This window comes from Desulfosporosinus hippei DSM 8344 (genome assembly GCF_900100785.1).
GTDB lineage: Bacteria > Bacillota > Desulfitobacteriia > Desulfitobacteriales > Desulfitobacteriaceae > Desulfosporosinus > Desulfosporosinus hippei.
In genome coordinates, this window is the sequence record NZ_FNCP01000024.1 from 1 (window position 1) to 25,384 (window position 25,384).

The following is a 25,384-nucleotide window of genomic DNA, read 5'->3' on the forward strand; positions in this document are numbered from 1 at the left end:
AGAAGCAGCTTGAAATTGAATTTAATGATGAACGCAATAAAATAATTCAGAACAGAGCAAAGGCAAGTGCGGCTGATATTACCCAGTGGTTTATCATAGGATTAGCATATGTTATGATTTTATTTGATTATCCATTATGGCTATTTGGAATTACCGTTGGAATTTTCCTTTTATATTACCTAATATCAATTTTCTTTGCGGTTAAATATCAAAAAGAAATGTAAGATTCATTAAAGGGGCTGCCGCCTGTGGCGATGGCTAGTTCGATTTAGAGATAGCCTGGATTTGAGCGATGATAAAATCCGGGCTATTTTTGTATGTAACGAAGGACTACGCATATCAATGAAGTCGAAGCCACATGTCACTAAGGTCAAAGTACTAGTTAACTAGGGGTATGGCTCTTTAACCAAGATGATAGTAAAAAAATAGCAAGAAGCCAATTCTCACCCCAAGGCAGAACGGCTTCTTGTTGTCCTAAAGTAATTTCCAAGAATACAAAATGTTATTTTTTATCGCGTTTAGGGGCGCGTTCAGGCCGTCTGCGTTTAACAGCTTCCCGGTCTAGTTCGCGTAATCGTTCTAATTGAAATTCTAAGAAAGTGAGGCTTTCCTCGCTTAGCTCACTCATTTTTTTCTGAAAAGTACGGATACGCTCAGAAGGCGTTGGTTGTTCTTCGTCGTCCGTATTGTTTTCGATTGAAGGATAATTTGAATCATCAGTACGACCAAGGAGGTAGTCGGTGGAGACATTATATAAAATAGCAAGTATCTTTAATGTTTCTAGATCTGGCTCACTTACGCCATTTTCGTAACCGGAAAGGGTTTTATGATTAACGTTAGTTAATTTCATGACTTGTAACTGGGTTAAACCTTTACTAATTCGAGTCTCTTTGAGTCTGATGTTTAATTCTCGATTCATTAGCCTCTCACCTCACACACCCTGATTTTACCACTGTTGAAAGAATGTAAGAATAAAGTCTTAGAAACTTAGAGTTAATCGTTGACATCTTAGATACTAAGATAAAAAATTAGTAAAAATAACCTGACAATAACAAATAAAAAGATGGTGATTCAAAGATCGTCGCTAGTTCTAAGTATATTATCTCCAAGTAACGGAGCTTGTAAGCAGGTGTCCTTTTTCCTTTTACCTCCGAATAATAAATATTCCGGGGGAATACTCTTCGATTGGGTTTCTGCCTCCTATTTGCTATTGAATTTAATGAGAATATCCTGAAATTATCTTGAATGGTGAATTGAAAAATATCGGGGTGATGCATTGGTAGATTTTAAAGAGATGTATAGTATTTTATTCAACAAAATGTCAGATATCATTGAGGAAATTCAGCTGGTGCAGCGTCAGACGGAGGAAATGTACATAGATAGCAAGGATAGGAAATTTGTTCTGCTGAAGTCAGGGGAAGATTCAGATCACCAAAGTCAGAAAGAATAACTACTCGCCAGATAACAAATTATGATCTAACCCAATATCGCTCATATAGCGTCAATAGTTAGATGAATCAACCTTCGGATAGGGCTTTTTTCTGTTTGTTCTGTTCAAGAGATAATCTGTACTTGTATTATGGAATTTGGCCAGTTTGATTAAGATTCCGGTGGGTACATCCACCTCACCTCGCCACTCGAGAGAATCTTTAGCGATATTATCGCTAAAAATCAATAGTGGACAATTTACTAAACTATAATTGTCTTGAGGTGACTGCAGAAGTATTATAGAAAGAGGGAAGGCGGAATATGAAATCTATTCTGGAAGAATTGTATAACGGCAACTTATATCCCAGTGAACTGATTGTTTCAAAAGACCCCAAATACCGTCCATTAAATAGAAGAATATCAGAAATTGGTGCAATCTGGAAAAAGAAGCTTTCTGAAGATGAGTATAATCAGCTGGAAACCCTATTGGATTTACGTTCTCAATCAAGTTCAATGGAAGCTACTGAATCGTTTGTCTGCGGATTTAGACTAGGAGCATTGATTATGATTGAAGTATTGAGTGGAAAAGAGGAATTCCTCCGTGGGGAAGAATAAATCCTGTAAGGATTGAGGCCATTTTGTCCCTTACCCCCTGTGTTAGGATAGAGCTTTACTTAAAAGACTATATCGTAACTGTGACATCTTTTTGAATAGCTTGATTTTTTGACTGACCGATCTGTTCAGGTAAAAGACTAAGTCCCCCCAACACAGCCACGTCGCAGAATAGTAACGGTCCTAGAAGGGGATTCCTATAGAGGAATCTCGCCCAAACAATGGTTTGAGTTCCTGCAAGATCGCCAAAAACATGAAAGACAAAGCCGAGTAAACCAATGAAAAGATTGAGTACCATGATACTTAAGAAAAAAATAACTTCTGACTTCGTTTTCTGCGAGTAAGCAAGCCAAAAACAAGCAATCGTAGCCATCAAACCCGATAGGAGAGGGAAAAGAGTATAAATTGGGCTAAACGACAATCGCGCATGGTCAAGAAATGCTGCGAGAACAGAAGCTAGAAAACCTAATCCAACAAGAATTAAAAGCTGATTATTCCGGCGTGCGCTCTCTGGTTTGGCTACGACCAATGTATATAAGGCTATCCCAGCAAAGGCTATAGGTGCAGCAACTGGTGAACCCTCAATGATTAACCTATGGATTGGCTGAAAGTCGGACGTTGCATTGCCCGCAAGATGAAAAAAGGTACCTATGAGGCCAATCGCTACCCCCAACCCCATGCTGATAAGAAAATAGCGATGAGCCCAGCGGTTATCCGGCCAAAACAATTTCAGCAGGACCCCCACAATGGCAAAAGGCGTATAGATGAGCGGGATCATCTCGAATCGAAAGAAGTTATTCTGCGAATGGGCAAGCGTTACATCGACTCCAATCAACGTGAAGTTGATGGCCATATACCCGAGCAAAATGGGGTTTTTTCTTAATAGCCATTGCATTATTAAATCCCCCCTAATCCTTCTTCATCTCTTCTGCCTCAGCCTTGATTTCTACCAAAGCCTTTTCTTGTTCGTAGATCCCATGCCAGTTGACATAGTCAGCTCCACTCATGATTGCTCCAAATCGAGCTCGACGTCCCTCATGATGCCAAAGCTCAAACTCTAAGTACTCTATGGGTGTGCTCATCGTTGATCCTGGTAAAAGCCCTATAGTACGTAGTTCATTCACGATCGATTGACCCTTTCTCACATTCTCATTGGTCAGGTCAATAATTTTCTCAGCTTGGGTCATATGTTCATCAATGGTGCCTTGAGCGTGACAATTAAGACAAATGGATTCCATGGTTTGTCGGTTCTGCCTCCCATCGGCGCGAATGGTAGCAATCGGGGGAGCCAAATTCCATTTTAAACGTTCGGACACATTATGAGTCGGTTCAATATCTCCTATCCCAGACATATGACAAGTTGTACATGTGGGAGATGGGAAATCTTTCGTAGTTAACGTTCCCGTTGGAGCTCCCAAATTGAACTTCTCTTTGTTCGCGGCATAGTAAGTACCGTGGGCTGATTCATTATAAATTTCCATTTGTGGATGATCCGGCCCGAGGTGACATTGACCACAGGTTTCCGGTTGACGAGCTTGCTCAATGCTAAAATCATGGCCAAGATGACACGCGCGGCAATCTCCAAAGCTTCCATCATCATTTTTCTTGCCGATTCCATGACAGGCTTCACATGAGAGTGCCGAGGCATCTTTTCCAATTACATCACGAATAACGTTGGGCTTTCCATTATTAAGGGGCTTCCCATCTTCGCCCAAAAGGTGGTACTTCGCGAGTTCCTCTTTAGTAAAGTCCTCCGCTCCAACAACCGGATACCAAGATTTCGCGGCATGAGCACTGATAGAAAACTCATGAACTGCTTCGTCATGACACTGAGCATAGTTATTTGGTGTCGGTGCCGCAACCATTTGGACTTCATAATGTACAGTTGTCATTTTTTCCTGGCCTTCTAAAGGTTTATGACAATCTAGACATTGAACCCCTCTCTGAGAATGCTTGCCATCATGGTACTGATCAAGAATTCCGGGACTTTCATTCTGATGGCATTCTATACATTGAGCATTCTCCGGACTCGATGTCAGACTCACTTGGCTTAATGTTGGAAATGATATTTCAACCCCTTGTGGCCCGACAGCAAACCGATACATTTGAAGTAGCAAAATTACTCCTACAACTGAACCAAGCCCTACCAAAAGCAAAATTTTGTAAAATTTAGAATGCATTAGTCACTTCCCTTTCAAAGAATCGTTGTATCTTTAATAGTAATCTACCATCTTCCTCCTTTCATTTGATTAACTCATTGTTCTTCTTTGTTAAAATAAAAGAGATTCTCGCTAATTTACATAATTTCATAATATCAGAAGGGACTATGAATTGTGTGATTAATATCACAAATATTAACATTTTTCGAAGTGCAAGATTACCAAAGTGTATTAGGAAACCTGGCTAGCGCACGAAGACAGTGTCTTCTCGAATATTACTGAAACAAGGGCAAAAGAAGTACTAAGTAAGACTGAGGAGGTGTTTGTATGGCTTCAGTCCCTCAATCAGTTCAAGAAGTAATATGAGATTATCTGCAAAAGATCGGCGAGCAGATAAAAATTAATAAGGTTATACTTTTCGGGTCATATGCTAAAGGACATTTTACCACTTGTTGCCGTAATGTTTTAGATAGCGTTAGCAATGGCGATACTGTGATTTGGCTTGGCGCACTTGCCTTTGGAGCTGGTGATAATGGTGCTGCTGAATTCTGGGTTAAGGTGAGAACAAAAAAAGGCATTGCAGGTTGGGCCAGGTTTACTTTTCTACATCCTGAGAGTCACGATGTCATGCTGTATGTGACAACACAAGCACCTTAATATGCACAGGAATGCTGGTAGGTAGCAAGTGTTCAACTAGCTAATTCGAGCCTCTTTGAGTCTGATGTTAAATTCTCGATTTATTAGTCTCTTACCTCACACACCCTGATTTTACCACTGTTGAAGGTCTGGTCTCTGTAATAATGCATATAAAAAAGACATAGACCTGTATGCGGTTACTATGCCTTTAAATCTAATGCTTTTTTCAGCTAAGAACATGGAGATCGGACACAAATAGGATGCAGCGTGAGTGATGGCAAAGTATTCGCAATTTGCATATGGTTAATCGATTTTAATTTGGTTAGTAAGGTATTCGTAATAAGCCCTGGGGCGTACCACTTCAACGTTGCCGAACACCTTTGGAAAGTCATCAACATTGGAGGTCAACAATATATTACAATCGTGTTCAAGTGCGCCAAACATAACATGGATGTCAAAGGGGTCGATATCCTTCAACTGCTTGCCTTCGTTGTCAAGGGTGGTTAGCAGTGCGTCTTTTCTTTGGCCGGTTCGTAACTGGAATAGGTGATAAAGGAAATGACCTATTGGTTGGTTTGATTTTGTAACGTCAACCCATAGTTGTCGGCCTACCTGAATACGTTCGATGTTCTCAAAGTTTAAGAGAGGGGAAAAACCCTCGAAGAATTGATCAATTTCTTTCTCTGAGTAAATGGTTCCTCTCATGCCTCTTCTGCAATTTGCTATGAATTCACATACTACAACTTCAGTAATTACTGGCTGAAATAATGTGGGAACTTGAGCGAGTTCCAGGAGTTTATAATTTATTCCACGGGTAAGGAGCGCACCACATAGGATGGTGGTATCAAATAGTACTCGATCCATATCACAAGTCCCCTAAATCGTCCTCATCAATTGGAGGCAAACCTTCTCGTTTTGCCCATAATTGTTCGAATATAGCTTCTCTTTTAACATCCTGTTCGACGGTAGTTCTAAATTGGTCTGCCGGAATCCGATAGTGGCCCCCTGGAAGCTTAATAGCTTCTAGTTTTTTTGCCTCAATCCAATTAATTACCGCTTGTGTAGATACACCTAACTTTTTGGCTACCTGTCCTGTCGATAACATTTCACCATCAATTTTAATACTATTTGCAAAGTTTTTTAGTATCTCAACTTGCTCTGGATCAAATTCTAAAGCAGTAACAGTAAGAAGGGATTCGAGAGATTGTCTAATCCGCTTGACCTGACCCTTCTGGACGGATTGGACCAATGCGTGAAGGGCATCAGATTTATCTTTTGCACGTACTTCCATTAATAAACACCTCCTATTACTATTCTAACCAATTTTTTAAAAAATAGCAATAATAGCAAGAATGACAAGAAATAATTGAGACGTTCATAGTTTCAATCCCTCAGCCAATTCAAAAGATAATTTCTGACTATCTGCAAAGGGTTGGAGATCAAATAAAAATTGATAAGGCTATACTTTTTGGTTCGCATGCCAAAGGACAATTTTCTAGCGATAGTGATATTGATTTGGCGGTATTTTCAGACGACTTTATAGGAATGGAGCCGATTTAAAGGTTTAGGTTCTTATTTTTAGAAGCAGCAGATTATGGGTTAGACGCAACTATATAAAAAGAGAGCCAGATTTAATCTGGCTCAGTCGCTTTCAATATCTAACCTTAGGCTAGGATTTTTTCTGCGTTGGTACTCTTCATTTAGAGTAAACCCTGATTTAAAATAAAAATCTAATACGGAAGGATTATTGAGAATATCGGCGTCAACCGTGATGAAACGACAAGCTACTCCGCTTTTACGCATACTAAATGCAATACCGCGTACAAGTTCGATCAACAATGTCCCTATCCCTCTATATTTCTCACTATACACCTTTGCAACTGCCAAGTGCCCGATTTTGATCGCTGGGATAGCCTTAAATCCTACTGACTCCATGTTATATTGTTCTTTCTCACTATCCGATAGCCGAATTGAATCTGCCGAAAGTGACATGTATGCTACAACATCTGCATTTGTCTTGTTTATTAACAAGTGAATCTTTGATACTTCATAGCCTTGGAGTTCGAGAGCTTCTTTATGTATGAAATCTGTATAGGGTTCTAATACACAATAAAAATCATCCAGCCGGAATCCTGGGGTGAGATCCACTAACTGAATGATGCTCAGATAATCATAAATACTTTATCGTTCCATAAAACAATCTCCTTAATTTCCTTTCCTAAGTTTATTAAGAAGAGCGTAAGCCCGTTCGTTGCGCTCAATCGCTTTTTGTGAAGGCTTCTTTTTGATTTCCGTTAAGATCTCTTGTGCATATTTTCCCTTGATTACGGGTGTGGGATTAACTTGTAATGCACTCATTTTCAGTCGCTTCCCTTCATGGTCGGTTTGATCTGCTGCTTCTATATCTTTATCCAGATTGTACCACCCACTTTTGCATTATTCAATACTCATATTATAACCATGATAATACGGTATAATAATTCGTACGCACTGGGTTATGGAACCTCTTTTTTCTTCAAAAGTTCGAGATTTGCTTATTGAATAATTCTGGGACTTACAGATATTGTTCAATAAGCAAATCAATTGAGTAATTACTACAGATAGAAGCGTAATCGAAGAGGCTTTTTAATATGGAGGACGCAAACAATGATCATGTTCACTAATATTTCGCATTAAGCAAACATTGGTACCTTGGTTGTCAGTAGTCCATTCAAATGTAAAGCGTATGGACATATTCAAACTGCCCTCCCAAATGCTAGCGGTTCCTTGAATCCGCTTAATCCGAAAAGAAGGATGCTGCCAATCGTCCTGAAACTGATACATCTTATCCATAAAAAGATTTTGAATATCTTTAGGCAATTTTTTGAAAGCTCGCTTGAAACGAGGGATACTATCAATCTTCATCATCTTTCCCCAGATCTGTAAGGAAATCTTTCATTGAGTTAAAATGCTTAACTTTACCCGATTCTATTTCAGCTTGAGCCTCACGTTCACCCGCTTGCCATTCTTCAGTCCAGAACCACTGCTGATCGGCTGGAATTAACTTTTTAGGTTCTAGGATGATTCTGCCATCCTCGACACACAACTCGAAAACGTCACCATCTGCCAATCGAAGTTCCCTTTTGACCTCAGCACCAAGTGTGATAACAGAACGTTTTCCTAGTCGCACAAAGCCAAATGATCTTTTTTTAGCTTGTACTTGCATATCTTTACCGCCTTTCAGTATTTCAGATATTCTGTTAGTATAGTATACCATTTATTGCTCAAACTTAGTTAGTATAGTTGCTGTAAAATTTATCCTTGACCATCCAGATTACCCAGACTGGACAAGAATTCCAAGCAGATACCCCCTTAGGCATTTGTGATGAAGGCCTAAGGGGGTATCTGCTGTATTTCAATGGATAAGTGCTTCAGTTTTAGGGAATTTCTTGCGCTGTCTAACTTAAATCTCCTGAGGATATTATTGCAATTTATCGAGATTCAGCTATTTATGAAAAACAAGGTCTATAGGGGATCGAATGTAGGCAGAGTGTGCTGGAAATATTTGGTTGATTAAATTCTATACTATTATATAATTAGCTTAAATATTACGAATTAGTGATTGAGAATTACCTATAAAAGAAATGTCCTATTATGAAGTCATCCTTTATCAGGATAAATCGTAATGGCCAGTGTGAGACAATGAATTGCAGTTTGAAGTGGTCACGTATAATTGCAAGGAGTCAAGCGTGAACCCGGCACACTCTAATAAGAGTGTGCCCTTTTAGATAAGGTGTGCCGTAGAAATTGAAGCATAAGGGGGGTATAGGTACTTTTAGGATTCCTTAATAAAAGGAGGGGATAAAATACATTGAAGATACTGGTGACAGGCGGGGCGGGATTTATAGGTTCCCATGTTGTCGATAAATTAATCTGGGAAAAGTTCGAGGTAATTGTAGTTGATGATTTTTCTACAGGAAAACAGGAGAATGTAAATCCTAAGGCCAGAATCTATCCCTGTGATATTACGAATTCCATAAAGTTATATAGCATTTTCGAGACGGAAAAACCGGAAATTGTAATTCATCATGCAGCGCAGATTAGTGTACAGGACTCCTTTAATTCTCCGAATCGGGATGCTGACGTGAATGTCATAGGTACCCTTAATGTTTTGCAAAACTGCATTAAGCATGGTATCAATAAGCTGATTTATGCTTCGTCGGCGGCGGTCTACGGTGATCCAAGGTACTTACCCATTGATGAAGAGCATCCCTTGAATCCTCTCTCACCCTATGGAATCTCCAAACATACCCCTGAACATTATATTGGGATGTTTAATGAACTCTACGGTCTTGACTATACTATCCTGCGCTATGCCAATGTCTATGGTCCGCGGCAGGATGCCGAGGGCGAGGGTGGGGTTGTTGCTATCTTTATTGATAGAATATTACGGGGTCAAGGGATTGCTATCTTCGGTAATGGCTCTCAAACAAGAGATTTTATTTACGTCAAGGATATTGCCGAGGCGAACCTGGCAGCAATACCAAGAGGGTCATGTGAAATAATTAATATCAGTACAAATCTGGAGACTTCGGTCAACGATTTATTCAGAGCTTTGTGTGTTATAAGCAGTAGCTTTAGGCAGCCTGATTATCAACCGGAACGGTTAGGGGATATCAGGCATAGTTATTTAGATAATAAGAAGGCTCAAAGCAAGTTGAACTGGCAGCCTAAATACACTCTTTTTGATGGACTGGCCAGAACCTTTGATTACTATAAAGCGGATCGGAGTGAGGTCGTCGAGCTGGCTAAGTGAGGGAGAGAGGATTAAGGGGGAGGGAGAATGGCAGAGGGGACAATAGAGCGGGAGCTGCAAGGATTTGCTGAGGCAGAGGTTGCGGTAATCAGCTCAAAGCTCGATGACAAGAAGAAAGCTATAAGTCAGTGTCTGGAAGAAGGAAAGGAAGTTGTTATTGTTCCGGATATAGTTGACATCCTCTTATACAGTGCCATACCCCAGTATGTTGAGGACAGATTATTACTAAGGATCAAGCCGCCGGGTTTAGGTGTGGGGCAGCAGTGTGTTAAAAGAGTCTTTGACATAATCGGTGCCTTAATCATCCTACTAGTTTTAAGTCCGATTATGATTTTGCTGCTGCTGCTGATACCTATTTTGTCGCCGGGTCCGGCGATCTTTAAGCAAGAACGATTAGGAAAAAATGGTCTGATATTTAAAGTGATCAAATTCCGGTCAATGGTTAATAACGCTGAAGAAACAACGGGACCGGTACTGGCCACTGAGAAAGATCCCAGAATAACTAGATTTGGAGGCTTTTTGCGGGGGGCCAGATTAGATGAGCTGCCACAATTTATTAATGTCTTAAAAGGGGACATGAGTATTGTCGGTCCCCGGCCTGAACGGGAATTTTTTGTCAATCAGTACCGGGAGTCAGTGCCGTATTATGGTTATAGAATGTCTGTAAAGCCCGGTATTACCGGACTGGCCCAGGTTAAGGGAAACTATAGGACGACTCCTGAGGATAAACTCAGGTGCGATTTGATGTATATAACCAACTACTCCTTTTGGCTGGATCTATCTATTCTGCTTCAAACCATAGGAGTAGTGTTTCAAAGAGATAGGGCCGCCGGGTTAACCATTCAAACAAATTCAAGGCTGAAGAAATTGGTTTCCTAACCCAACTATATCGAAGGACTATAGAGGTGGTTATGGCTAAGAATAATAAAAAGGTTGCCTTTTTAGCAAAAGAATACCGTCACTTAGAGGCTTTTCATCTTCCCTTCATGAAATTGCTGCAGACTAAGGGATATGCAGTTCACGCCTATGCCGCTCCTGATGATAGTAAGGCGAATATCGCGGCAGAAGGATTCCTTTGTCATGATACGCCCTTTCACCGGAATCCCTTTAAGTTATCCTACCTTCGTGTTTTAAGAGAATTGGTGAAAAGCTTCAAGCAAGAAGATTTTAGTTTAGTTCATGTAAATACTCCGGTAGCAGGGGTCTTAGGAAGGATTGCTGCCCAAAGAGCTCGTGTTCGTCGAGTGATCTATACTGCCCATGGTTTCCATTTTTACTCCGGGGCACCTTTAATCAATTGGGTCATATATTACCCCATCGAGCGATTAATGGCCCGCTTTACGGATTTTCTGATCACTATCAATAGAGAAGACTTCGCCAGAGCTAGACAGTTTCCGGTCAGAAAAGAGGTTGTTAATATTCCGGGAGTAGGTGTAGACGTTGAGAAACTCAATCCTTATAAGAGATTTGAAAATCGGACTGGCTTTAGAGAAACCTTAGGTATAGGTGCTAAAGACTTTGTGATTGTCTGTGTGGCAGAGCTGACGTCCAATAAAAATCACCGACAATTAATTGACGCCGTAGGGAAATTGGTGAAAAGAAGCAATCAAGTCCAATGTTTATTCGTAGGCACCGGTGATAATGAAGAGTTTCTGAAGGAATTAGTCTGTCGCAAAGGATTAAAAGGTACTATTAGATTCTTGGGGTTCAGACAGGATGTTCCTGAGATCTTGGCCGCATCCGATGTGTTAGTGCTTCTCTCAAAACGTGAAGGCTTACCGAAAGCCTTAATGGAAGGGATGGCCAGTGGGAAGCCGATTGTAGCAACAGAAATCAGAGGGAATCGGGATTTAATCGTCCATGGGGAAAACGGCATCTTAGTCCCGATTGGAGATGTAAAGTCAACGGTGGCAGCCTTGCAGGAATTAGCCGGGGATGCTGATCACCAGAAAACAATGGGCTCTAAGAATCTGGAAACTATAAAACGATATTCACTGGATCAAATAAGCGCCAGGCTTGAATTACTTTACGATAAAGCCCTTTCCGGCTGATGAAATAGTGGGCCTTGAATCTCTGAAGGGGAATGATTTAGAGGATAAGGAGTTATTTCTCAAGTGATTTTTGATTCTATAGTAAGAATGTTCTCAAGGCCAAATTGGAAATTGGCAGTTAGGGAATTTAAGAACAATGAGGATTTAAGGATCATTGATTATGAAGAACTAGTGTATAAACCACTTAAGCTGAAGGGGGATTATTGGTGCGCGGATCCCTTTATCTGCAGTGATCATAATCATTTATATGTGTTTTTTGAGTGCTATTTGAAGGGCAAGCAAAAAGGGGTAATAGCCGTCGGGGAATATACAGATGGCTCAATTAGCGGGATAAGAGTCATAATCGAGCAAGACTATCATATGTCCTATCCTTGTGTCTTTAAAGATAAGACGGCTTTTTATATGATACCTGAGACATCGGATAATAGGACCATAGAATTATATCGGTCCAATGACTTCCCTGATGGTTGGGAACTCATTAAAGTCCTGCAGGAAGATATTCGCTGTGTTGATACAACAGTCTTCAGTTATGACAATAACTTATATGCTCTGGGATATCTATTAAACAGTCAGAAAATCTGTTTATTTAATTTAGACCTGTCAAATTTAACCCTAACCAAGCTAGAGGAGATCACAGCCATAGATAGGCCGGCGGGGAATATCATTAATTTTCAGGGGAGATTAATCAGACCGATCCAAGTATCAAAGAGGAAATATGGTGATGGGATTGTATTCAAAGAAATTGTCTCCTTAAAAAATGGACATTTTCAGGAGCATAAGCTCTCAGGGGTACAGGGACAGGACATTAGGGTTGAAGGAGAAAGTAAAATTCACAGGGTACATACCTTTAATAGAATTAATCAAGTCGAGATTATCGACTATTCCAAGGATTCCTTTGATCTAATCAGACCGGTGAGGCTTATAAAGTCCAGACTGACGGGAAAAGCATGCTGGTAGATGTGTCAATCTAAGTTTAGGAGATTGGTTTATGGAAGGTGAAGCTAAAAATAAACGAATTGCTTTTGTCATTGGTAATCTGCAAAGGGATGGTGCGGAAAGAGTAATCTCTATCTTAGCCGAATACTATTGTCAAAAAGGCTGGGCTGTAGACATCTTAACCTTATTAAATGACCAATGTGACTATAGCATCCATCCAAAGATAAAGCTGATTCCCATCTGTCGAGTCAATCATTCCTATTATCGAAATATTGTCTTTTGGATAAGAGGGATTCGCAAATACCTCCTTGCTCATAATCCGGACAAGCTGGTGTCCTTTGTGGCCAGGATCAATATTTTAACCTTAATAGCCAGCCTTCATCTTAAAACAAGGATTATTGTTTCGGAACGCAATGACCCTGCGGCAGATGGCAGAAGCAGGTTTGTTCGCTGGGCGACATTTCTTTCATATAGATTAGCGGATTGCATTATTTTTCAGACAAAGTGGGCGCAGTCTTGTTTTCCTGAGAATATCGTCAATAAAAGTGCGGTTATTCTGAACCCTGTGCAGGTATCCTGTCTTGCTGCGAAAGCAAAAAAGAAAAAAATAGTGGCCGTGGGCAGATTAGAGCCCCAAAAAAATCATAGCATGCTGCTGGAGGCATTTGCTGAAATAAAGAAAAAATATCCGGACTATGAGTTGCATATTTACGGTGACGGCTGCTTGAAACACTCTATGAAGCAAAGAATTAGGGATTTGGGCTTAAAAGATTCTGTTCAATTGCCGGGAAACGTAAACAATATCCATGCCAGAATGGCTGATGCCGAACTATTCGTACTGCCATCCAATTACGAGGGCCTTTCTAATGCCTTGTTAGAAGCCATGATGATGGGATTGCCTTGTATTTCTACTAACTGTGCAGGCTCTAACGAGATAATCCATGCTGGGATCAATGGGTTGATTGTTACCGTAGGAGATACTAACGAACTAATTGAGGCCCTTAAGAAAGTCATTGAAAATCCGGAACTAGCAGCATCCCTGGGAGAAAACGCTAAGCAGTCTTCGATTGCCTTTGCTAGCGGTAGTGTTCTGAAACAGTGGGAGAGCATTATCGAAAAATAATTGATAATACCACCCTAATAAGCTGTCACCGAGTACCGGAAGGGAGCAGAAGGGAGTAAAGGAATGAAGCCGAGGATCAGCAGTGAAGGACTAAGATCCTTTAGACAGTGGCTCAAACCATAATGATCAAGATTTTTAAAAATCTCCTCTATATGTTCATCAGTAATGTAGCGGTCAGAGGGTTAACGGCTGTAGCAACCATTATGTTAGCTCGCTACTTAGGGGCCAGAGGCTACGGAATATTAAGTGTAGCCCTTGCTTATTATTCAATCGCCGGATTTTTTGCTGATTTAGGTCTGACTCATACATTTATCAGAGAGGCAGCCAAGCCGGAGGCCAACACTTCATTGTTGCTGGGAACGGCCATTAAATTGCGCCTTAGCTTTGCCCTTCTGACAGGGGTATTGGTTTTTTCAAGTGTCTATTTTGTTTACCCTGACGCTTATGTCCGAAGAATTGTTTTGTTAGTTACCATACCTACAATCCTGGGAGCATCAATTCAAGGAGTAGGGATGGCATTTTTCCAAGGCTTGCAGGAAATGAAATTTACAGCTTTGATTAGTATAGCTTCAGGGCTGGTTACCGCCGTGACAATACTGCTGGGTATTAAACTGCAGTGGGGGTTAAACTCTCTGGCCTTGGTTTATGGTTTATCGTCGGCGGGAGGTGCCCTGGCCAGTATGCTGCTTTTAAAGTCCTACAGTATTCAGCTTAAAGGCTGGCATAAAGGCTTGTTAAGTGGACTGGGTGCTTTTACCTTTAGCGGCATCTTCGGTTTAGCCCTGCCTCAGCTGGGGCCCCTCATTCTGGAGAAGGTTACGAATTTGAGCCAAGTTGGGTTCTTTTCCGCTGCCTATCGCATACCGGCCTTGCTGTATCAACTGCCCGGTACAGTAGCAGTAGCCTTTTACCCGGCCTTGTTTTCTATAGCCGCTGTCAATTTAGCGGAACACAAAGGGCTTTGTGTTAATGAACTTAAGATTATGAGTTGCTTGGGATTTGCCTTAGCCTTTCCTTTTGCCCTCTATCCAAGTGAACTCATGGAAGTCTTGTTTGGGCGGGAGTGGGCTCAGGAGGCTGCAACGATTTTAAGAGTTTTAGCCTGGCTGGTTGCCCTCCAGTCTGTTAACTATTCCTTAGGAGATGCTCTGACCACCAGAAATCTGCAAAGCCGAAGAACTTATGGCTATGGAATTGCCCTTTTATTGGGGATGAGCTGCTATTGGATTTTGGGAGCTAACTATGGAGCGCTGGGAGCTGCTTACGCAGCCCTATTGGTGGAAACCCTACTGATGATTTTATTTACCACCTTTAATCCCGTTGGCCCGGCTCTGTTGGTTAAAGGGATTTTGAAAAACCTGATTGCTCTAAGCATCGTACTAGCTATAGGCACTTTAATTCAGATCGGTAATCCTTTGCTGGGATCAATATTATTAGAAGGTCTTTTTCTAATCATAGTCTTGGGACTTGATAGGGAGATAAGGCTGACCATAAAGTCCTTGATTACTAATCGATTGAAAATGGGGTTTGAGAGTGGAGCTAAATAAAAAAGTGCTTTTTTTCATTCCTGAATTGGGCAATGGGGGGATTGAAAAGGTTGTCATTACTTTAGGCCAAAGGCTGAAGGATATCTATGATGTGTACATCTATGCTGAGGTACAGATTAATCCGAACTTTAAGGGTACAAGAAAAAATTTAACCATTATACCTACAGGCAGTAATCCTAAGGTTCTAAAGCATAAGTATTTTTTGCAAAGAGCTCTTAAGTTCCGCTCTATTATTCGCAAGTACCGTCCGGATATTATCATATCTGCCTATCCGAGAGTCAACGCCATTGCTGGGCTGGCCCTCAAATTATCCCAGCCGAAACCGAAATGGATCCTCTCGGATCATGGTGATCCCAGTCTGTATCTGGGAGAAAAGGGTATTCGGCGTTGGCTGAAAAGGTCTTTGCTTAGGAGAATGACAGGTGAGGCTCAAGCCTGTGTAGCAATTTCCAACTCTGTGAGGGTTCAGATGGAAGAAGTTTATCAATGCGGGCAGGTGAAGGTTCTGGCTAATCCCCTCGATTTACAAGGTATATCGGTATTAGCTAAGGAACCGGTCAGCCATCCTTGGTTTAGCGAATCCATCCCCATCATCATTTCAGTGGGCAGATTAACCAAGTCTAAAGACTTTGAGACATTAATTAAAGCCTTTAAGCTTGTGCTGGGAGCATTAAACGCTCGATTAGTCATTCTGGGCGATGGATCTGAAAGAAATCACTTAGTTCAATTAGCTAAAGAACTTAAGCTGGAGTCTAAAATTTGGTTTGCAGGTTATGCCCCCAACCCTTATAAATATGTGTCTCGCTCTACTGTATTTGCTTTTTCGTCCACATCAGAAGGCCAAGGCATGGTATTGCTGGAAGCCATGGCTCTCAATATACCAATTGTCACAACGGGCTTTGAGGGGGTAAATGATGTTATAAGCAATCAGGTATCCGGATTAGTTGTCACAGTAGGTGACTCAAATAGCCTGGGAAATTGTCTTATTTCCCTTTTGGAAAGTGAAGGTCTCAGATCAGAGCTATCCGGAGCCGCCTGCCTGACCTTGGAAAAGCACTCCTTAGACCATGCCTCCGGCCAATATATCCAGCTTATTGAGGAGATTGTCTAAGAGATCGTGCAATCAAGCTATTGCTACTTGATTAGGATAGGAGAAAAAAGGTGAATAGGAATCCGCAGGACTCCCTTAAGAAGACTCCCTTGAGTCTATATATTCCCTCCTTGGCAGGAGGCGGAGCAGAAAAAATAACCGTCAACTTGGCCAACTGTTTTGCGGCTCAAGGGCTAAAAGTAGACTTAGTAGTAAGTGATCTTAAGGGTCCTCTGTTAAAGGATATTTCCGATAAAATTAGGATTATTGATTTAAGGTCATCCAGAGTCATCTTCAGTTTAATTCCCCTGGTCATTTATTTAGCCAGAAACAAGCCGAGGGCGATCTTATCCTCACTGAATTATGCCAATGTTATTGTGATCATTTCCTCTCTTTTAGCTAATTTTCTGGCTAAGGCCAAAACCAGGGTTTATGTGGCAGAGCATAGTACTTTAAGCCAGACCTTGCTGCATCCCCCAAATTTCCGCACTAAGTTTCTGCCCTTGTTAATGAAACATACTTACAAGTTGGCGGATGGGATTATTACTGTGTCCAAGGGAGTAGCTGCTGATCTTGCCAAAATCATAGGAATCCCACCATCAAAAATTTTTGTCATCTACAATCCGGTATTTAACAAAAATGTAATTTTTAAAAAGATGGAGACTCCGGATCATCCCTGGTTCAAGCCCGGCTCGCCGCCGGTCATTTTAGGTGTCGGCAGGTTACATCCTGCCAAGGATTTCAGCTGTTTGATTAAGGCCTTTAAAGCCCTTAGAGAGGAGTTGGATGTCAAATTAGTCATCTTAGGGGAGGGAGAGGAACGTTCCAAGTTAGAGCTGCTAATTAATGACTTGGGCTTGCAGGATGAGATTGACTTGCCGGGTTTTGTGAGAAATCCCTATGAATATATGGATCATTCCTCTGTGTTTGTCTTATCTTCCCAATGGGAAGGACTCCCGACAGTCTTGATTGAAGCTCTGGCCTGTGGATTACCCATTGTTTCGACGGATTGTCCAAGTGGTCCGAGAGAAATTTTAGAAGATGGGAAATACGGCTTATTAGTTAGAGTGGGGGATGAACTATCCTTAACGAAAGCACTGTCTGATATCCTAACGAATAAGGTTGGGATTGAGAAGATTCCTGCTGAGACGTTAATGACTTATGAATATGAGACCGCCGCCAATCAATATTTGAAATTGTTGATAGGAGAATCAATTTGATGTCAGGATTATTATATGCCTTACTTAACTTTTTCGTTTTCACAATCCCTTGGGAAAACATAAGTGTCATCCCGAAAGTCGGAACGATCAGCAAGTTAATAGGTATTATTTTAATGGCGGTATACCTGGTAGAGGTGAAAAAACGTCAGACCCTAACCAGGCCCAACGGGGTGATTGTCATGATGTTCTTATTTGTTTTTTGGAGCGGTTTAAGCATTCTCTGGAGTATTAACATAGGTCTCACTTACGATCGTTTGCTAACGGATATTCAGCTATTATGTATGGTTTGGATGATATTTGACTTGGCTGATAGTGATATGCTCCAAAAAAACCTGATGCAGGCCTATGTTTTAGGGGCTTATGTTTCGGTTATTAGTACTTTGAAAAATTTTGCTGTGGGTCAAAATGTTGTTTACAACAGGTATGCTGCTTCAGGGTTTGATCCCAATGATCTTGGGGTGATGATCGCCTTAGCTATCCCCTTAGCAATTTATCTTACAGCCCATGGCCGGCCTAAAATCTTCAAAGCCTTAAATGTTTTATTCATTCCTATCGGATCCATTGCTATCTTGATGACGGCCTCCAGAACTGCGGCTGTGGTGGCGGCAGTAGCTTTAATCTATGTCCTGGTGGGGATCAAAATGAAAAAAACCACCAGAATGGTCTTGTTAGCTTTGCTCGGGGTTGGAGGGCTGTTTGCCATTCGATTCCTTCCCTCAAATATCTTTTTCCGGCTAGCGACTATAACCTCTGAAATGACTACTGGGACTTTAAATGACCGGACGATTTTGTGGATGAGCGGTTTAAGCTATTTTGTAGAGCATCCGCTCCTGGGAGTAGGGGCAGGTGCATTTCGAACGGCAATGTTTGAGAGGCTGGGGTACTCTGCCGTAGCCCACAATTCATACATATCAATCCTGGTAGAAACAGGTATTGTCGGAATTATACTGATGTCTTTTATTATTGGCAGCCTTTTCTATAGGATTTGCTGGGGTTTAGATAAGCATAGAATGGTATTTTTCCTGTTGATCATGATTTTGTTAGGGATCTTTATGCTTAGCTGGGAATATCGAAAACCTACTTGGTTTATTTTGGCCCTTGTGCTCAGTACTCTTCACATCAGGGGTGAACCTTTAAGCAGGGCCGATTCAGCTAAGTGATATGACACTTTAGTACACCGGGATAATTAATAAAAAGTATAAGTCCTAATACATAAAATTGAGTATTTGAATACTCCCAATGACTGACGAGAGCTGACCCTTTAAAAGCTATAATAACATCATACATAGTAAGTATATTGTGGGTTACTTTAACGTTTTCTACGGAAGGTAGAAAGTTTCAAATAAACTAAGAGCTAAAAATTCTAAGAACGGAGGTAACAATGGAGAGAGAAATTGATTTAAGACGTTTTAGGGAAGTCCTGCGTAAGCGCTGGACAATTGTCCTGTTTTTGCCCTTAGGTGTGGCGCTGATCTGTGGGACACTATCTTTCTTATTTTCAGCTCAGCCTATTTATATGGCCACGGCAACCTTAGCGATAGGAAATCCACCTACTGAAGTTTCTCAGCAAAACAATGGCTTTAATTTAGACGCAATCCTGGCCGGTCCGCAAATGGCCAAGATTTTTGAACCTGTGGTCAAAAGTCGAGCTGTTGAACAAAAGGTTCTCGATCAGCTAAATCTTTCTCTGAATATAGCACAGTTAGACAGCAAAGTGACTGTAAACTCTGTACAGGATTCTGATCTTATTGCTATCAGTGTGACAGATACCGACCCCATCCTGGCAGCGATCATAGCCAACTCAATGGCTGAGCAATTCTCCGAGGTGGTAATTGAGATCAAAAAGGTTGATACAGTAAGCGTTCTTGATCGAGCGGTAATTCCAGACTCGCCGATGATTGTGAATAAAAAGCAAATCGTTTTAAGCATCGGCCTAATTGCTTTTTTGCTGGGCTTAGGGATAGCCTTTTTACTGGAGTATTTGGATGATTCCCTGAGAAACCGCCAGGACGTAGAAGATATCCTGCAGTTGCAGGTCATTGGCCAAATTCCCTATGACTCTGAGTATATAAAGGAGGATATTGAGTCGAAAAGTGAGGGCTTTTGGAGATTGGCAAACTCCCAATCTCCTGCTGCCGAAGCTTTCCGCACCCTGCGAACTAATCTGCAGTTTAATAAACCGGACAGTATTCATCAGCAAGTCCTGATTACCAGCACTGGTTCTGGTGAGGGGAAATCGATGATGGCTGTGAATCTGGCGATTTCTTTAGTTCGAGGGGGGAAACTTGTGCTGATTATTGATGCCAATCTCCGAAACCCCATTCAGCATCAATATTTCCAGCTGAGTAATGATGTAGGTCTTACTAGTATCCTTAGTTCCGGGTTACCTGGATTAGAGTATGTTGTCCAGACGCAAATACTGGGCTTAGATGTTTTAACCTCCGGTCCCATTCTGCCAAATCCCGTGGAGCTGTTGGATTCATTAACTATGAAAAATGTTTTAAAAGAGGCTAAGGCGGCCTATGATGTGGTGATTATTGATTCGCCACCGACTCTGGCCAGAGCCGATGCTTCGATTCTTGCTCAAGCAGTCGACGGGGTCATCTTTGTTGTCGGGGCTGGGGCAGTGAGCAGGGAATATGCTCTGGAAGCTAAAAGGCAGCTTGAGAAGGTAGAGGCTAAGATTTTAGGGGTCGTGATTAATAAAGTCAACCTCAAAAGCCTCTATGATAAATATTCTTCCCGATCTAAAGCGGGTTTTAGTGTCTGTAAGAGAAAGATACTTAAAAGAAGTAAATTCCGGAATCCATCGAAATCATTTACTGCCTAGACCCCGGCGTAGATTCCTATCACCTGTTTAGAGTTATAGGGGCTTTGACTTACTGTTTTGGAGGTACACTATGACAAAAACTCAAGCACAACTGCTAAGTTTACTGAAGCTATCCATTAATGGAGATGCTCCCGACAATGAGATCTTCTCCTCTCTAGATGGTGAAGAATTGTTAATGCTGGCCCTTCAACAGAATGTCTATGCCTTCTTATATTCTACCCTTAATCAATATCGAAAAGAGTTAAACCTTAGTGAACCGATCATGAGTCGTTGGAAAGACTACACTTTGCATATGGCTATTCGTCAATTAGGTATGCTTAGCGAAATAAAAACCATCTTGGCTCTCTTTGAATCTAATGAAATACCGGTAATTTCTGTGAAAGGGCTTGCTCTCAAACAACTTTATCCTCAGCCTGAGCTTAGGAATATGGGGGATATAGATCTTCTTATCCGGGAGAAGGATATTTCTAGAGCAATTGATATGTTAAAGGCCCTGGATTATCACCCCAACCCTAAGGATTTGAACAACCCTAGATATATGCATATAGGGATGAAAAAGATGGGCTCATTTTCTGTAGAGCTTCATAGAACCCTCTGGCATCCGACAATTATGAAAACTAAAGATGATCAACTATGGCTGGATCACATCTGGCAGCATAAGCGTCAAGCAACCATGGAGGGCTGGCAATTTTCGGCCTTAGCTCCGGAAGATGAGCTGATCAATTTAATTGTTCATCTGGCCAGACATGTTATGGAATCTGATGCTCAACTTCGCCAGCTAGGGGATATTGTTTTATTTTTGAATAGATATGAAAAGGTTTTAGATTTTACTTACATTGAACAAATCATTAATTTGTTTGAGCTTAGCTCGTTTTATCAAAATCTTCTGCTGACTTGTCACGATTATTTAGGGTTGAGACTCCCTGCTGACAGCCCAAAGGTCAATGAAAATAAATCAGAAGTTATGCTTAAGCTTATTTTTTCTTCATTAAATACTCTCTCAAATAACCCCTCTGAAAGCAGGTTATCCTTCCTGAGTGGAATTTTAGCAATTGTAAAAAGAATTCCCTGGATTACCAGAACCGTGAGGTTTTGCAGAGTTAAAGCTTACTATCAGCGCAGTATTGGGCTTTATATTAAGTACTAAGTTTATTGTTAGCTCGAATAACAGCATCATTGAAGATTCTTTGGTTGATAGAAAGAGGAATGAAGCAATGAAAACTTATAATAAGCCCAGTATTAAGTATTTTGAACTGAGAGTAGAAGAAAGCTTAGCGGGTGTTGGCTCAATTCCCTATATCCCAGAGAATAATCGAATAATTGAGATGATGTTATCTGACGAAAGTTGGGCTGATTTTTGGTTGAAGATCCTTCGGAAATGATTGGACAACGGGTAGAAAGAGAGATTAATAGATAAAAATAGAAAGAGGTTGGAAGAACAATGAAAAATGATACTAAAACTATTAGGAAAATCAAAATCTACAATAAACCCAGTCTGCGCTACATTGAACTTAGGGTAGAAGAAAGTCTGTCTTGTTCAGGTTCCACGCCTATTGTCGGTCACCCTCACCACCCGATCCATCCGCCTCACCCAACCCGTCCTCCTAAAAAATGGTTTTTTTAGCATTTTTATCTCCGAATTCTTTGCCTAGTTTAATATTGGCTTGCTAAAGTAAAAGAAAGGCTGGGGTTATATTGAAACTTAAAAGTGGATTTTTATGTCGTGAGGTCGCAGGGCAGTGGGTAGTCGTTCCTTTGGGGGAGAGAGTAGTAGAGTTCAATGGAATTATGACACTTAGTGAAAGTGGTGCTCTGTTGTTAAGAACTATGGAAAATGAAGTGCAGGAGGAAGAGTTAGTTCAAATTGTGCTTAATGAGTATATTGTTGATGAAGAATCTGCTCGCTCGGATATCCGTGAATTTGTAACTTCCTTAAAAGATAACGGCTTGTTAATTGAATAAATTGATTTTAGGAGATAATGAAAAATGGCACAAACCTTGGATCGGCTATATTCACAATTGGTTTCAGCGGCTAAAGTGAAACGAGAATTGCTGTCGGCTTCCTTTGAGTTAACTTCGAGATGCAATCTGCAATGCAAGATGTGCTATGTGTGCCAAAATGCAAATGATCGTGAGGGTATGGCTAAAGAACTAACAACCGAGCAGTGGATAAGCTTAGCGCAAGAAGCTCAAGACTTGGGTCTTTTGTTCTTGACACTGACCGGAGGAGAGGTCTTTATGCGCAAAGATTTTCGGGAGATTTATCAAAGGCTCATGATGATGGGATTCATATTGACTATTTACACGAATGGAACCTTGATAACACCGGAGATTGTCAATTGGCTGGCAGCAATGCCGCCGTATAAAGTAAGCATTACCTTGTATGGCGCATCCGGGGAAACCTATAAGGAAGTTACCGGGTTTGCAGATGGCTACGCTAGGACTGTCAGGGCTATCGATTCCTTACTTGAGAATAAGATTCCGACGGATATTAAGACTACCGTTGTGCAAGGAAATAAACATGACTATGATAAGCTGTTGGATTTTGCCCAGCAAAGAAAACTTGATCTAGGCGTAGTTAATTATGTATCTCCACGCAGAGAAGGGACTAATACCGATCCAATCGGGAATAGGCTCACACCCCAGGAATTGTTAGATTACGAAGTGCATATCAATGAACGTAATATGGAGTTAGGGCTGTTAAAGAGGAAAGATTTTAGTAGTAGTAAAGAATCGCCCAGATTCTTCGAGTCTGGCCTTGCCGGTACTCGGGTAAGTAGAGAGACTTCTGAGGCCTTTCATTGTCTGGCGGGAAAGACTGCGGCCTGGATTACTGCGGATGGACGGTTATTGCCCTGTGGGCTGCTGGATGGGGTTAAAGCCTTTCCCTTAAGTAAGGGATTAGCTGCTGCCTGGGAGGAACTTAAACAGGAGTGTGATGGAATCAGCCCCTGTAAAGAGTGTCAGGGATGCTTATTCCAAGCCTACTGTGAACACTGCCCGGCGCGATTGTTAAAGGAAACTGGGCAATACACTAAAAATGCACCTTACTTATGTGAGTTAGCTCGCAAGAGAAAAGAGGCCGTTAATTGGGATGTGATTTAACTTTTGGGCGGAAATCTGTGTCAAAATGGAATATATTGGTTCGGAGTATATTACAATAGAATTAAGGGGGGGACTTTATGAAAACATACGTTAAGCCAATGTTAGAAAGCTATATATTAACCATAGAGGAAAGGTTTGCTGCAGGCAGTACCTGCACTGTAACCGGGTGTTGCCCGGATAGTGGTATTGAGGAATATGAAAGATTGACCGGTATTAAAGTTAATTACAGCGCGGGATTTTAGATTTTAATTACTTCAAAAATGGAGGAAGTGTTTCAATATGAAAATATATGTGAAGCCGGCCCTTGAGTATGTCAAGCTGACTGCTGAAGAGAAGTTTGCTAATGCAAGCACTTGTGTAGATTATGGCCAGTGTGCCAATGGATTTCGTTACGCCTATTAAGCGGCTTCGTTACTATCAGTTTGCAGACGCTGTTCATAGTGTTGCAATCATAAGCAATAAGAGATTTCATAAAGAGGAGTGTTTTTTTTGCCTCAATTTGAGATTGCTGACTTGGTTCTCGATGTGGAAAGTGACAAGTGGGAGCCAATGGAACGGATGATGGAATTTAGAATTGAACAGCACCGTCCTGGGGATTTAGATATTCGGTTTCGATATGAAGAATTCATTGCAGTACCTGATGGTGATGTTATTTCTGAGGAAAATCAATATTTTAAGTGGCTGAGAAAACCGTCAGGAGACAAGGGTTATTATATTTATTCCAGGGAAGCTGCTTCGGGCAGCATTCTGGTCTTAGCGGATATTGATCCTGAATGGCGCAAGGTGATAATTACCTGCCGGGATTTTACCAATAAAAGTCCTGATGAGAGCTTTAGTCAACAAACTTGGGTCTTTGCTCACGTAATGATGGGGGTAATCTATCGCTATAATATCTTATATCGCAATGGAATAGTTATTCACTCTTCTGCTCTTAAACTTAAGGATAGAGCAATTATTTTTTCTGCGCCCTCGGGAACAGGCAAGTCAACCCATGCTCAGCTTTGGCAGAGGCATGTTGATAATGTGAAAATTCTTAATGATGATACTCCTGCAGTTCAGATTATCGGCGGAAAGCCGTTTGTTTTTGGGACCCCTTGGAGCGGTTCATCTTTAATTCATTGTAATGATTCTGCTCCTTTAGAAGCTATTGTAATCTTAGAGCAGGCTGAAGAGAATCGAATTCGCAAAATAACCGGCCAGGAGGCCATTTTGGGTGTAATGCCTCGGGTGTTTCTTCCGTATTTTGATCAGACTATGATGATTAAAGCAATGGGTATTTTCGAAAGGATAATCTCGACGGTACCGGTATATTTGTTGCAATGCAGGCCGGACAAAGAAGCTGTGGAGATGGTGTACCAATGCCTGAAATGAGAAAGGTAAAATCATCGAGCTTATTTCCTTTAATATCCGAGATTCTTAATTATGGACAGAGTACTAAACTGGCTGTTTCCGGCAATAGCATGTACCCATTTCTGCGCGATAGTATTGACAGTGTTGAATTAACAAAAGGAGATTTTCCAGAGCTGGCCAAGGGGGATATTGTTATGATCCAAAGGCCGGAGGGCAACTATGTTATGCACAGGATTATAACCAAAAAGAAAGATTGTTTCTTTATAGTCGGCGATGCTCAGCAATGGATTGAGGGTCCGTTATACCCTCATCAGTTAGTTGCCAAGGTAACGGCAATTTGGCGTAAAAACAAGCGTATTTCCTGCTCAAGCAGTTGGCTGCGATTACTCTCGGCAATGTGGCTTTATCTGCGACCCTTTAGGTATTTTATTTTGCGGAATTATAAGATAATGCGAAAATCTCTACTCTGAGAAAACCCCCATAACACTCTCGCACGAATTAA

The 25,384-nt window shown here is 41.2% G+C and carries 30 protein-coding genes and 1 pseudogene; 22 read left to right on the forward strand and 9 right to left on the reverse strand.

The window, feature by feature from the left end:
- Positions 1–224 (forward strand): annotated as a pseudogene (locus BLS16_RS17435) (hypothetical protein); the annotation flags it as partial.
- 278 nt (positions 225–502) lie between these two features.
- Here BLS16_RS17435 and BLS16_RS17440 read toward each other — a convergent pair.
- Entirely contained in the window at positions 503–919 is a 417-nt protein-coding gene (locus tag BLS16_RS17440) for a helix-turn-helix domain-containing protein (protein ID WP_092334941.1), read from the reverse strand.
- Between the two features lie 399 nt (positions 920–1,318).
- Between BLS16_RS17440 and BLS16_RS24695 the strand changes: the two genes are divergently transcribed.
- Together BLS16_RS24695 and BLS16_RS17450 are read left to right on the forward strand one after the other, a co-directional pair.
- Positions 1,319–1,450 (forward strand): hypothetical protein, encoded by a 132-nt coding sequence (locus BLS16_RS24695; RefSeq protein ID WP_282433770.1) that lies wholly within the window; start codon positions 1,319–1,321, stop codon positions 1,448–1,450.
- Between the two features lie 299 nt (positions 1,451–1,749).
- Entirely contained in the window at positions 1,750–2,043 is a 294-nt protein-coding gene (locus tag BLS16_RS17450) for a DUF6809 family protein (RefSeq protein ID WP_092334942.1), read from the forward strand.
- 67 nt (positions 2,044–2,110) lie between these two features.
- On the opposite strand, the gene BLS16_RS17455 is transcribed toward BLS16_RS17450, so the two are convergent.
- From BLS16_RS17455 to BLS16_RS17470, 4 genes are all read right to left on the reverse strand, one after another.
- A complete protein-coding gene (locus tag BLS16_RS17455; RefSeq protein WP_092334943.1) occupies positions 2,111–2,935 on the reverse strand; it encodes a hypothetical protein in 825 nt (274 codons plus the stop codon).
- A 13-nt stretch (positions 2,936–2,948) separates the two neighbouring features.
- The gene (locus BLS16_RS17460) at positions 2,949–4,220 is read right to left on the reverse strand and encodes a multiheme c-type cytochrome (RefSeq protein WP_092334944.1); all 1,272 of its coding nucleotides are present in this window, start codon (positions 4,218–4,220) and stop codon (positions 2,949–2,951) included.
- A 918-nt stretch (positions 4,221–5,138) separates the two neighbouring features.
- On the reverse strand, positions 5,139–5,699 hold the full coding sequence (locus tag BLS16_RS17465; RefSeq protein ID WP_092334945.1) for a PIN domain-containing protein: 561 nt from the start codon (positions 5,697–5,699) through the stop codon (positions 5,139–5,141).
- Between the two features lies 1 nt (position 5,700).
- On the reverse strand, positions 5,701–6,126 hold the full coding sequence (locus BLS16_RS17470; RefSeq protein ID WP_092334946.1) for a helix-turn-helix domain-containing protein: 426 nt from the start codon (positions 6,124–6,126) through the stop codon (positions 5,701–5,703).
- Positions 6,127–6,257: 131 nt separating this feature from the next.
- Here BLS16_RS17470 and BLS16_RS24910 point away from each other — a divergent pair, with 131 nt between their 5' ends.
- A complete protein-coding gene (locus BLS16_RS24910) occupies positions 6,258–6,395 on the forward strand; it encodes a nucleotidyltransferase domain-containing protein (protein WP_427846385.1) in 138 nt (45 codons plus the stop codon).
- 81 nt (positions 6,396–6,476) lie between these two features.
- Here the strand turns inward: BLS16_RS24910 and BLS16_RS17480 are convergent, their stop codons facing one another.
- The 4 genes from BLS16_RS17480 to BLS16_RS17490 all read right to left on the reverse strand — a co-directional run bounded on the left by BLS16_RS17480 (position 6,477) and on the right by BLS16_RS17490 (position 8,040).
- Positions 6,477–6,983, reverse strand: a complete 507-nt coding sequence (locus tag BLS16_RS17480; RefSeq protein ID WP_092334947.1) for a hypothetical protein — start codon at positions 6,981–6,983, stop codon at positions 6,477–6,479.
- A gap of 57 nt (positions 6,984–7,040) precedes the next feature.
- Positions 7,041–7,193 (reverse strand): hypothetical protein, encoded by a 153-nt coding sequence (locus tag BLS16_RS23795; RefSeq protein WP_176786217.1) that lies wholly within the window; start codon positions 7,191–7,193, stop codon positions 7,041–7,043.
- Positions 7,194–7,460: 267 nt separating this feature from the next.
- A complete protein-coding gene (locus BLS16_RS17485; RefSeq protein ID WP_242876346.1) occupies positions 7,461–7,742 on the reverse strand; it encodes a type II toxin-antitoxin system RelE family toxin in 282 nt (93 codons plus the stop codon).
- A complete protein-coding gene (locus tag BLS16_RS17490) occupies positions 7,729–8,040 on the reverse strand; it encodes an AbrB/MazE/SpoVT family DNA-binding domain-containing protein (protein WP_092334949.1) in 312 nt (103 codons plus the stop codon). The genes BLS16_RS17485 and BLS16_RS17490 overlap by 14 nt, the downstream gene beginning before the upstream one ends.
- Positions 8,041–8,685: 645 nt before the next feature.
- Here BLS16_RS17490 and BLS16_RS17495 point away from each other — a divergent pair.
- From BLS16_RS17495 to BLS16_RS17565, 18 genes are all read left to right on the forward strand, one after another.
- Complete coding sequence (locus BLS16_RS17495; RefSeq protein ID WP_092334950.1) at positions 8,686–9,630, forward strand: NAD-dependent epimerase/dehydratase family protein; 945 nt, start codon at positions 8,686–8,688, stop codon at positions 9,628–9,630.
- 27 nt (positions 9,631–9,657) lie between these two features.
- Positions 9,658–10,509 carry an exopolysaccharide biosynthesis polyprenyl glycosylphosphotransferase gene (locus BLS16_RS17500; RefSeq protein WP_092334951.1) on the forward strand — a complete coding sequence of 284 codons (852 nt, stop codon included), beginning with the start codon at positions 9,658–9,660 and terminating at the stop codon, positions 10,507–10,509.
- Positions 10,510–10,541: 32 nt separating this feature from the next.
- The gene (locus BLS16_RS17505; protein ID WP_092334952.1) at positions 10,542–11,681 is read left to right on the forward strand and encodes a glycosyltransferase family 4 protein; all 1,140 of its coding nucleotides are present in this window, start codon (positions 10,542–10,544) and stop codon (positions 11,679–11,681) included.
- Positions 11,682–11,744: 63 nt separating this feature from the next.
- Complete coding sequence (locus BLS16_RS17510) at positions 11,745–12,638, forward strand: glucosamine inositolphosphorylceramide transferase family protein (protein WP_092334953.1); 894 nt, start codon at positions 11,745–11,747, stop codon at positions 12,636–12,638.
- 31 nt (positions 12,639–12,669) lie between these two features.
- Positions 12,670–13,740, forward strand: coding sequence for a glycosyltransferase (locus BLS16_RS17515; RefSeq protein WP_092334954.1), 1,071 nt, complete (start codon positions 12,670–12,672; stop codon positions 13,738–13,740).
- A 107-nt stretch (positions 13,741–13,847) separates the two neighbouring features.
- Positions 13,848–15,287 carry a flippase gene (locus tag BLS16_RS17520; RefSeq protein ID WP_176786218.1) on the forward strand — a complete coding sequence of 480 codons (1,440 nt, stop codon included), beginning with the start codon at positions 13,848–13,850 and terminating at the stop codon, positions 15,285–15,287.
- Complete coding sequence (locus BLS16_RS17525; RefSeq protein WP_176786219.1) at positions 15,274–16,398, forward strand: glycosyltransferase; 1,125 nt, start codon at positions 15,274–15,276, stop codon at positions 16,396–16,398. Before BLS16_RS17520 ends, BLS16_RS17525 begins: the two co-directional genes overlap by 14 nt.
- Positions 16,399–16,448: 50 nt before the next feature.
- Positions 16,449–17,597, forward strand: a complete 1,149-nt coding sequence (locus BLS16_RS17530) for a glycosyltransferase (protein WP_092334957.1) — start codon at positions 16,449–16,451, stop codon at positions 17,595–17,597.
- Positions 17,597–18,757 carry an O-antigen ligase family protein gene (locus tag BLS16_RS17535; protein WP_092334958.1) on the forward strand — a complete coding sequence of 387 codons (1,161 nt, stop codon included), beginning with the start codon at positions 17,597–17,599 and terminating at the stop codon, positions 18,755–18,757. Before BLS16_RS17530 ends, BLS16_RS17535 begins: the two co-directional genes overlap by 1 nt.
- Positions 18,758–18,978: 221 nt before the next feature.
- Positions 18,979–20,427 (forward strand): tyrosine-protein kinase domain-containing protein, encoded by a 1,449-nt coding sequence (locus BLS16_RS17540; RefSeq protein ID WP_092334959.1) that lies wholly within the window; start codon positions 18,979–18,981, stop codon positions 20,425–20,427.
- A 70-nt stretch (positions 20,428–20,497) separates the two neighbouring features.
- Positions 20,498–21,574 carry a nucleotidyltransferase domain-containing protein gene (locus BLS16_RS17545; protein WP_092334960.1) on the forward strand — a complete coding sequence of 359 codons (1,077 nt, stop codon included), beginning with the start codon at positions 20,498–20,500 and terminating at the stop codon, positions 21,572–21,574.
- 67 nt (positions 21,575–21,641) lie between these two features.
- On the forward strand, positions 21,642–21,809 hold the full coding sequence (locus BLS16_RS23800) for a hypothetical protein (RefSeq protein ID WP_176786220.1): 168 nt from the start codon (positions 21,642–21,644) through the stop codon (positions 21,807–21,809).
- Between the two features lie 313 nt (positions 21,810–22,122).
- Positions 22,123–22,389, forward strand: a complete 267-nt coding sequence (locus tag BLS16_RS17550; protein WP_092334961.1) for a PqqD family protein — start codon at positions 22,123–22,125, stop codon at positions 22,387–22,389.
- 24 nt (positions 22,390–22,413) lie between these two features.
- A complete protein-coding gene (locus BLS16_RS17555) occupies positions 22,414–23,532 on the forward strand; it encodes a radical SAM protein (RefSeq protein ID WP_092334962.1) in 1,119 nt (372 codons plus the stop codon).
- A gap of 77 nt (positions 23,533–23,609) precedes the next feature.
- Entirely contained in the window at positions 23,610–23,774 is a 165-nt protein-coding gene (locus tag BLS16_RS23805; protein ID WP_176786221.1) for a hypothetical protein, read from the forward strand.
- A gap of 37 nt (positions 23,775–23,811) precedes the next feature.
- Positions 23,812–23,934, forward strand: a complete 123-nt coding sequence (locus tag BLS16_RS24700) for a hypothetical protein (RefSeq protein WP_282433769.1) — start codon at positions 23,812–23,814, stop codon at positions 23,932–23,934.
- A 78-nt stretch (positions 23,935–24,012) separates the two neighbouring features.
- Positions 24,013–24,903 (forward strand): hypothetical protein, encoded by an 891-nt coding sequence (locus BLS16_RS17560; protein ID WP_427846384.1) that lies wholly within the window; start codon positions 24,013–24,015, stop codon positions 24,901–24,903.
- Complete coding sequence (locus BLS16_RS17565; RefSeq protein ID WP_242876347.1) at positions 24,900–25,352, forward strand: S24/S26 family peptidase; 453 nt, start codon at positions 24,900–24,902, stop codon at positions 25,350–25,352. The genes BLS16_RS17560 and BLS16_RS17565 overlap by 4 nt, the downstream gene beginning before the upstream one ends.
- The last annotated feature ends 32 nt before the right edge of the window (positions 25,353–25,384 follow it).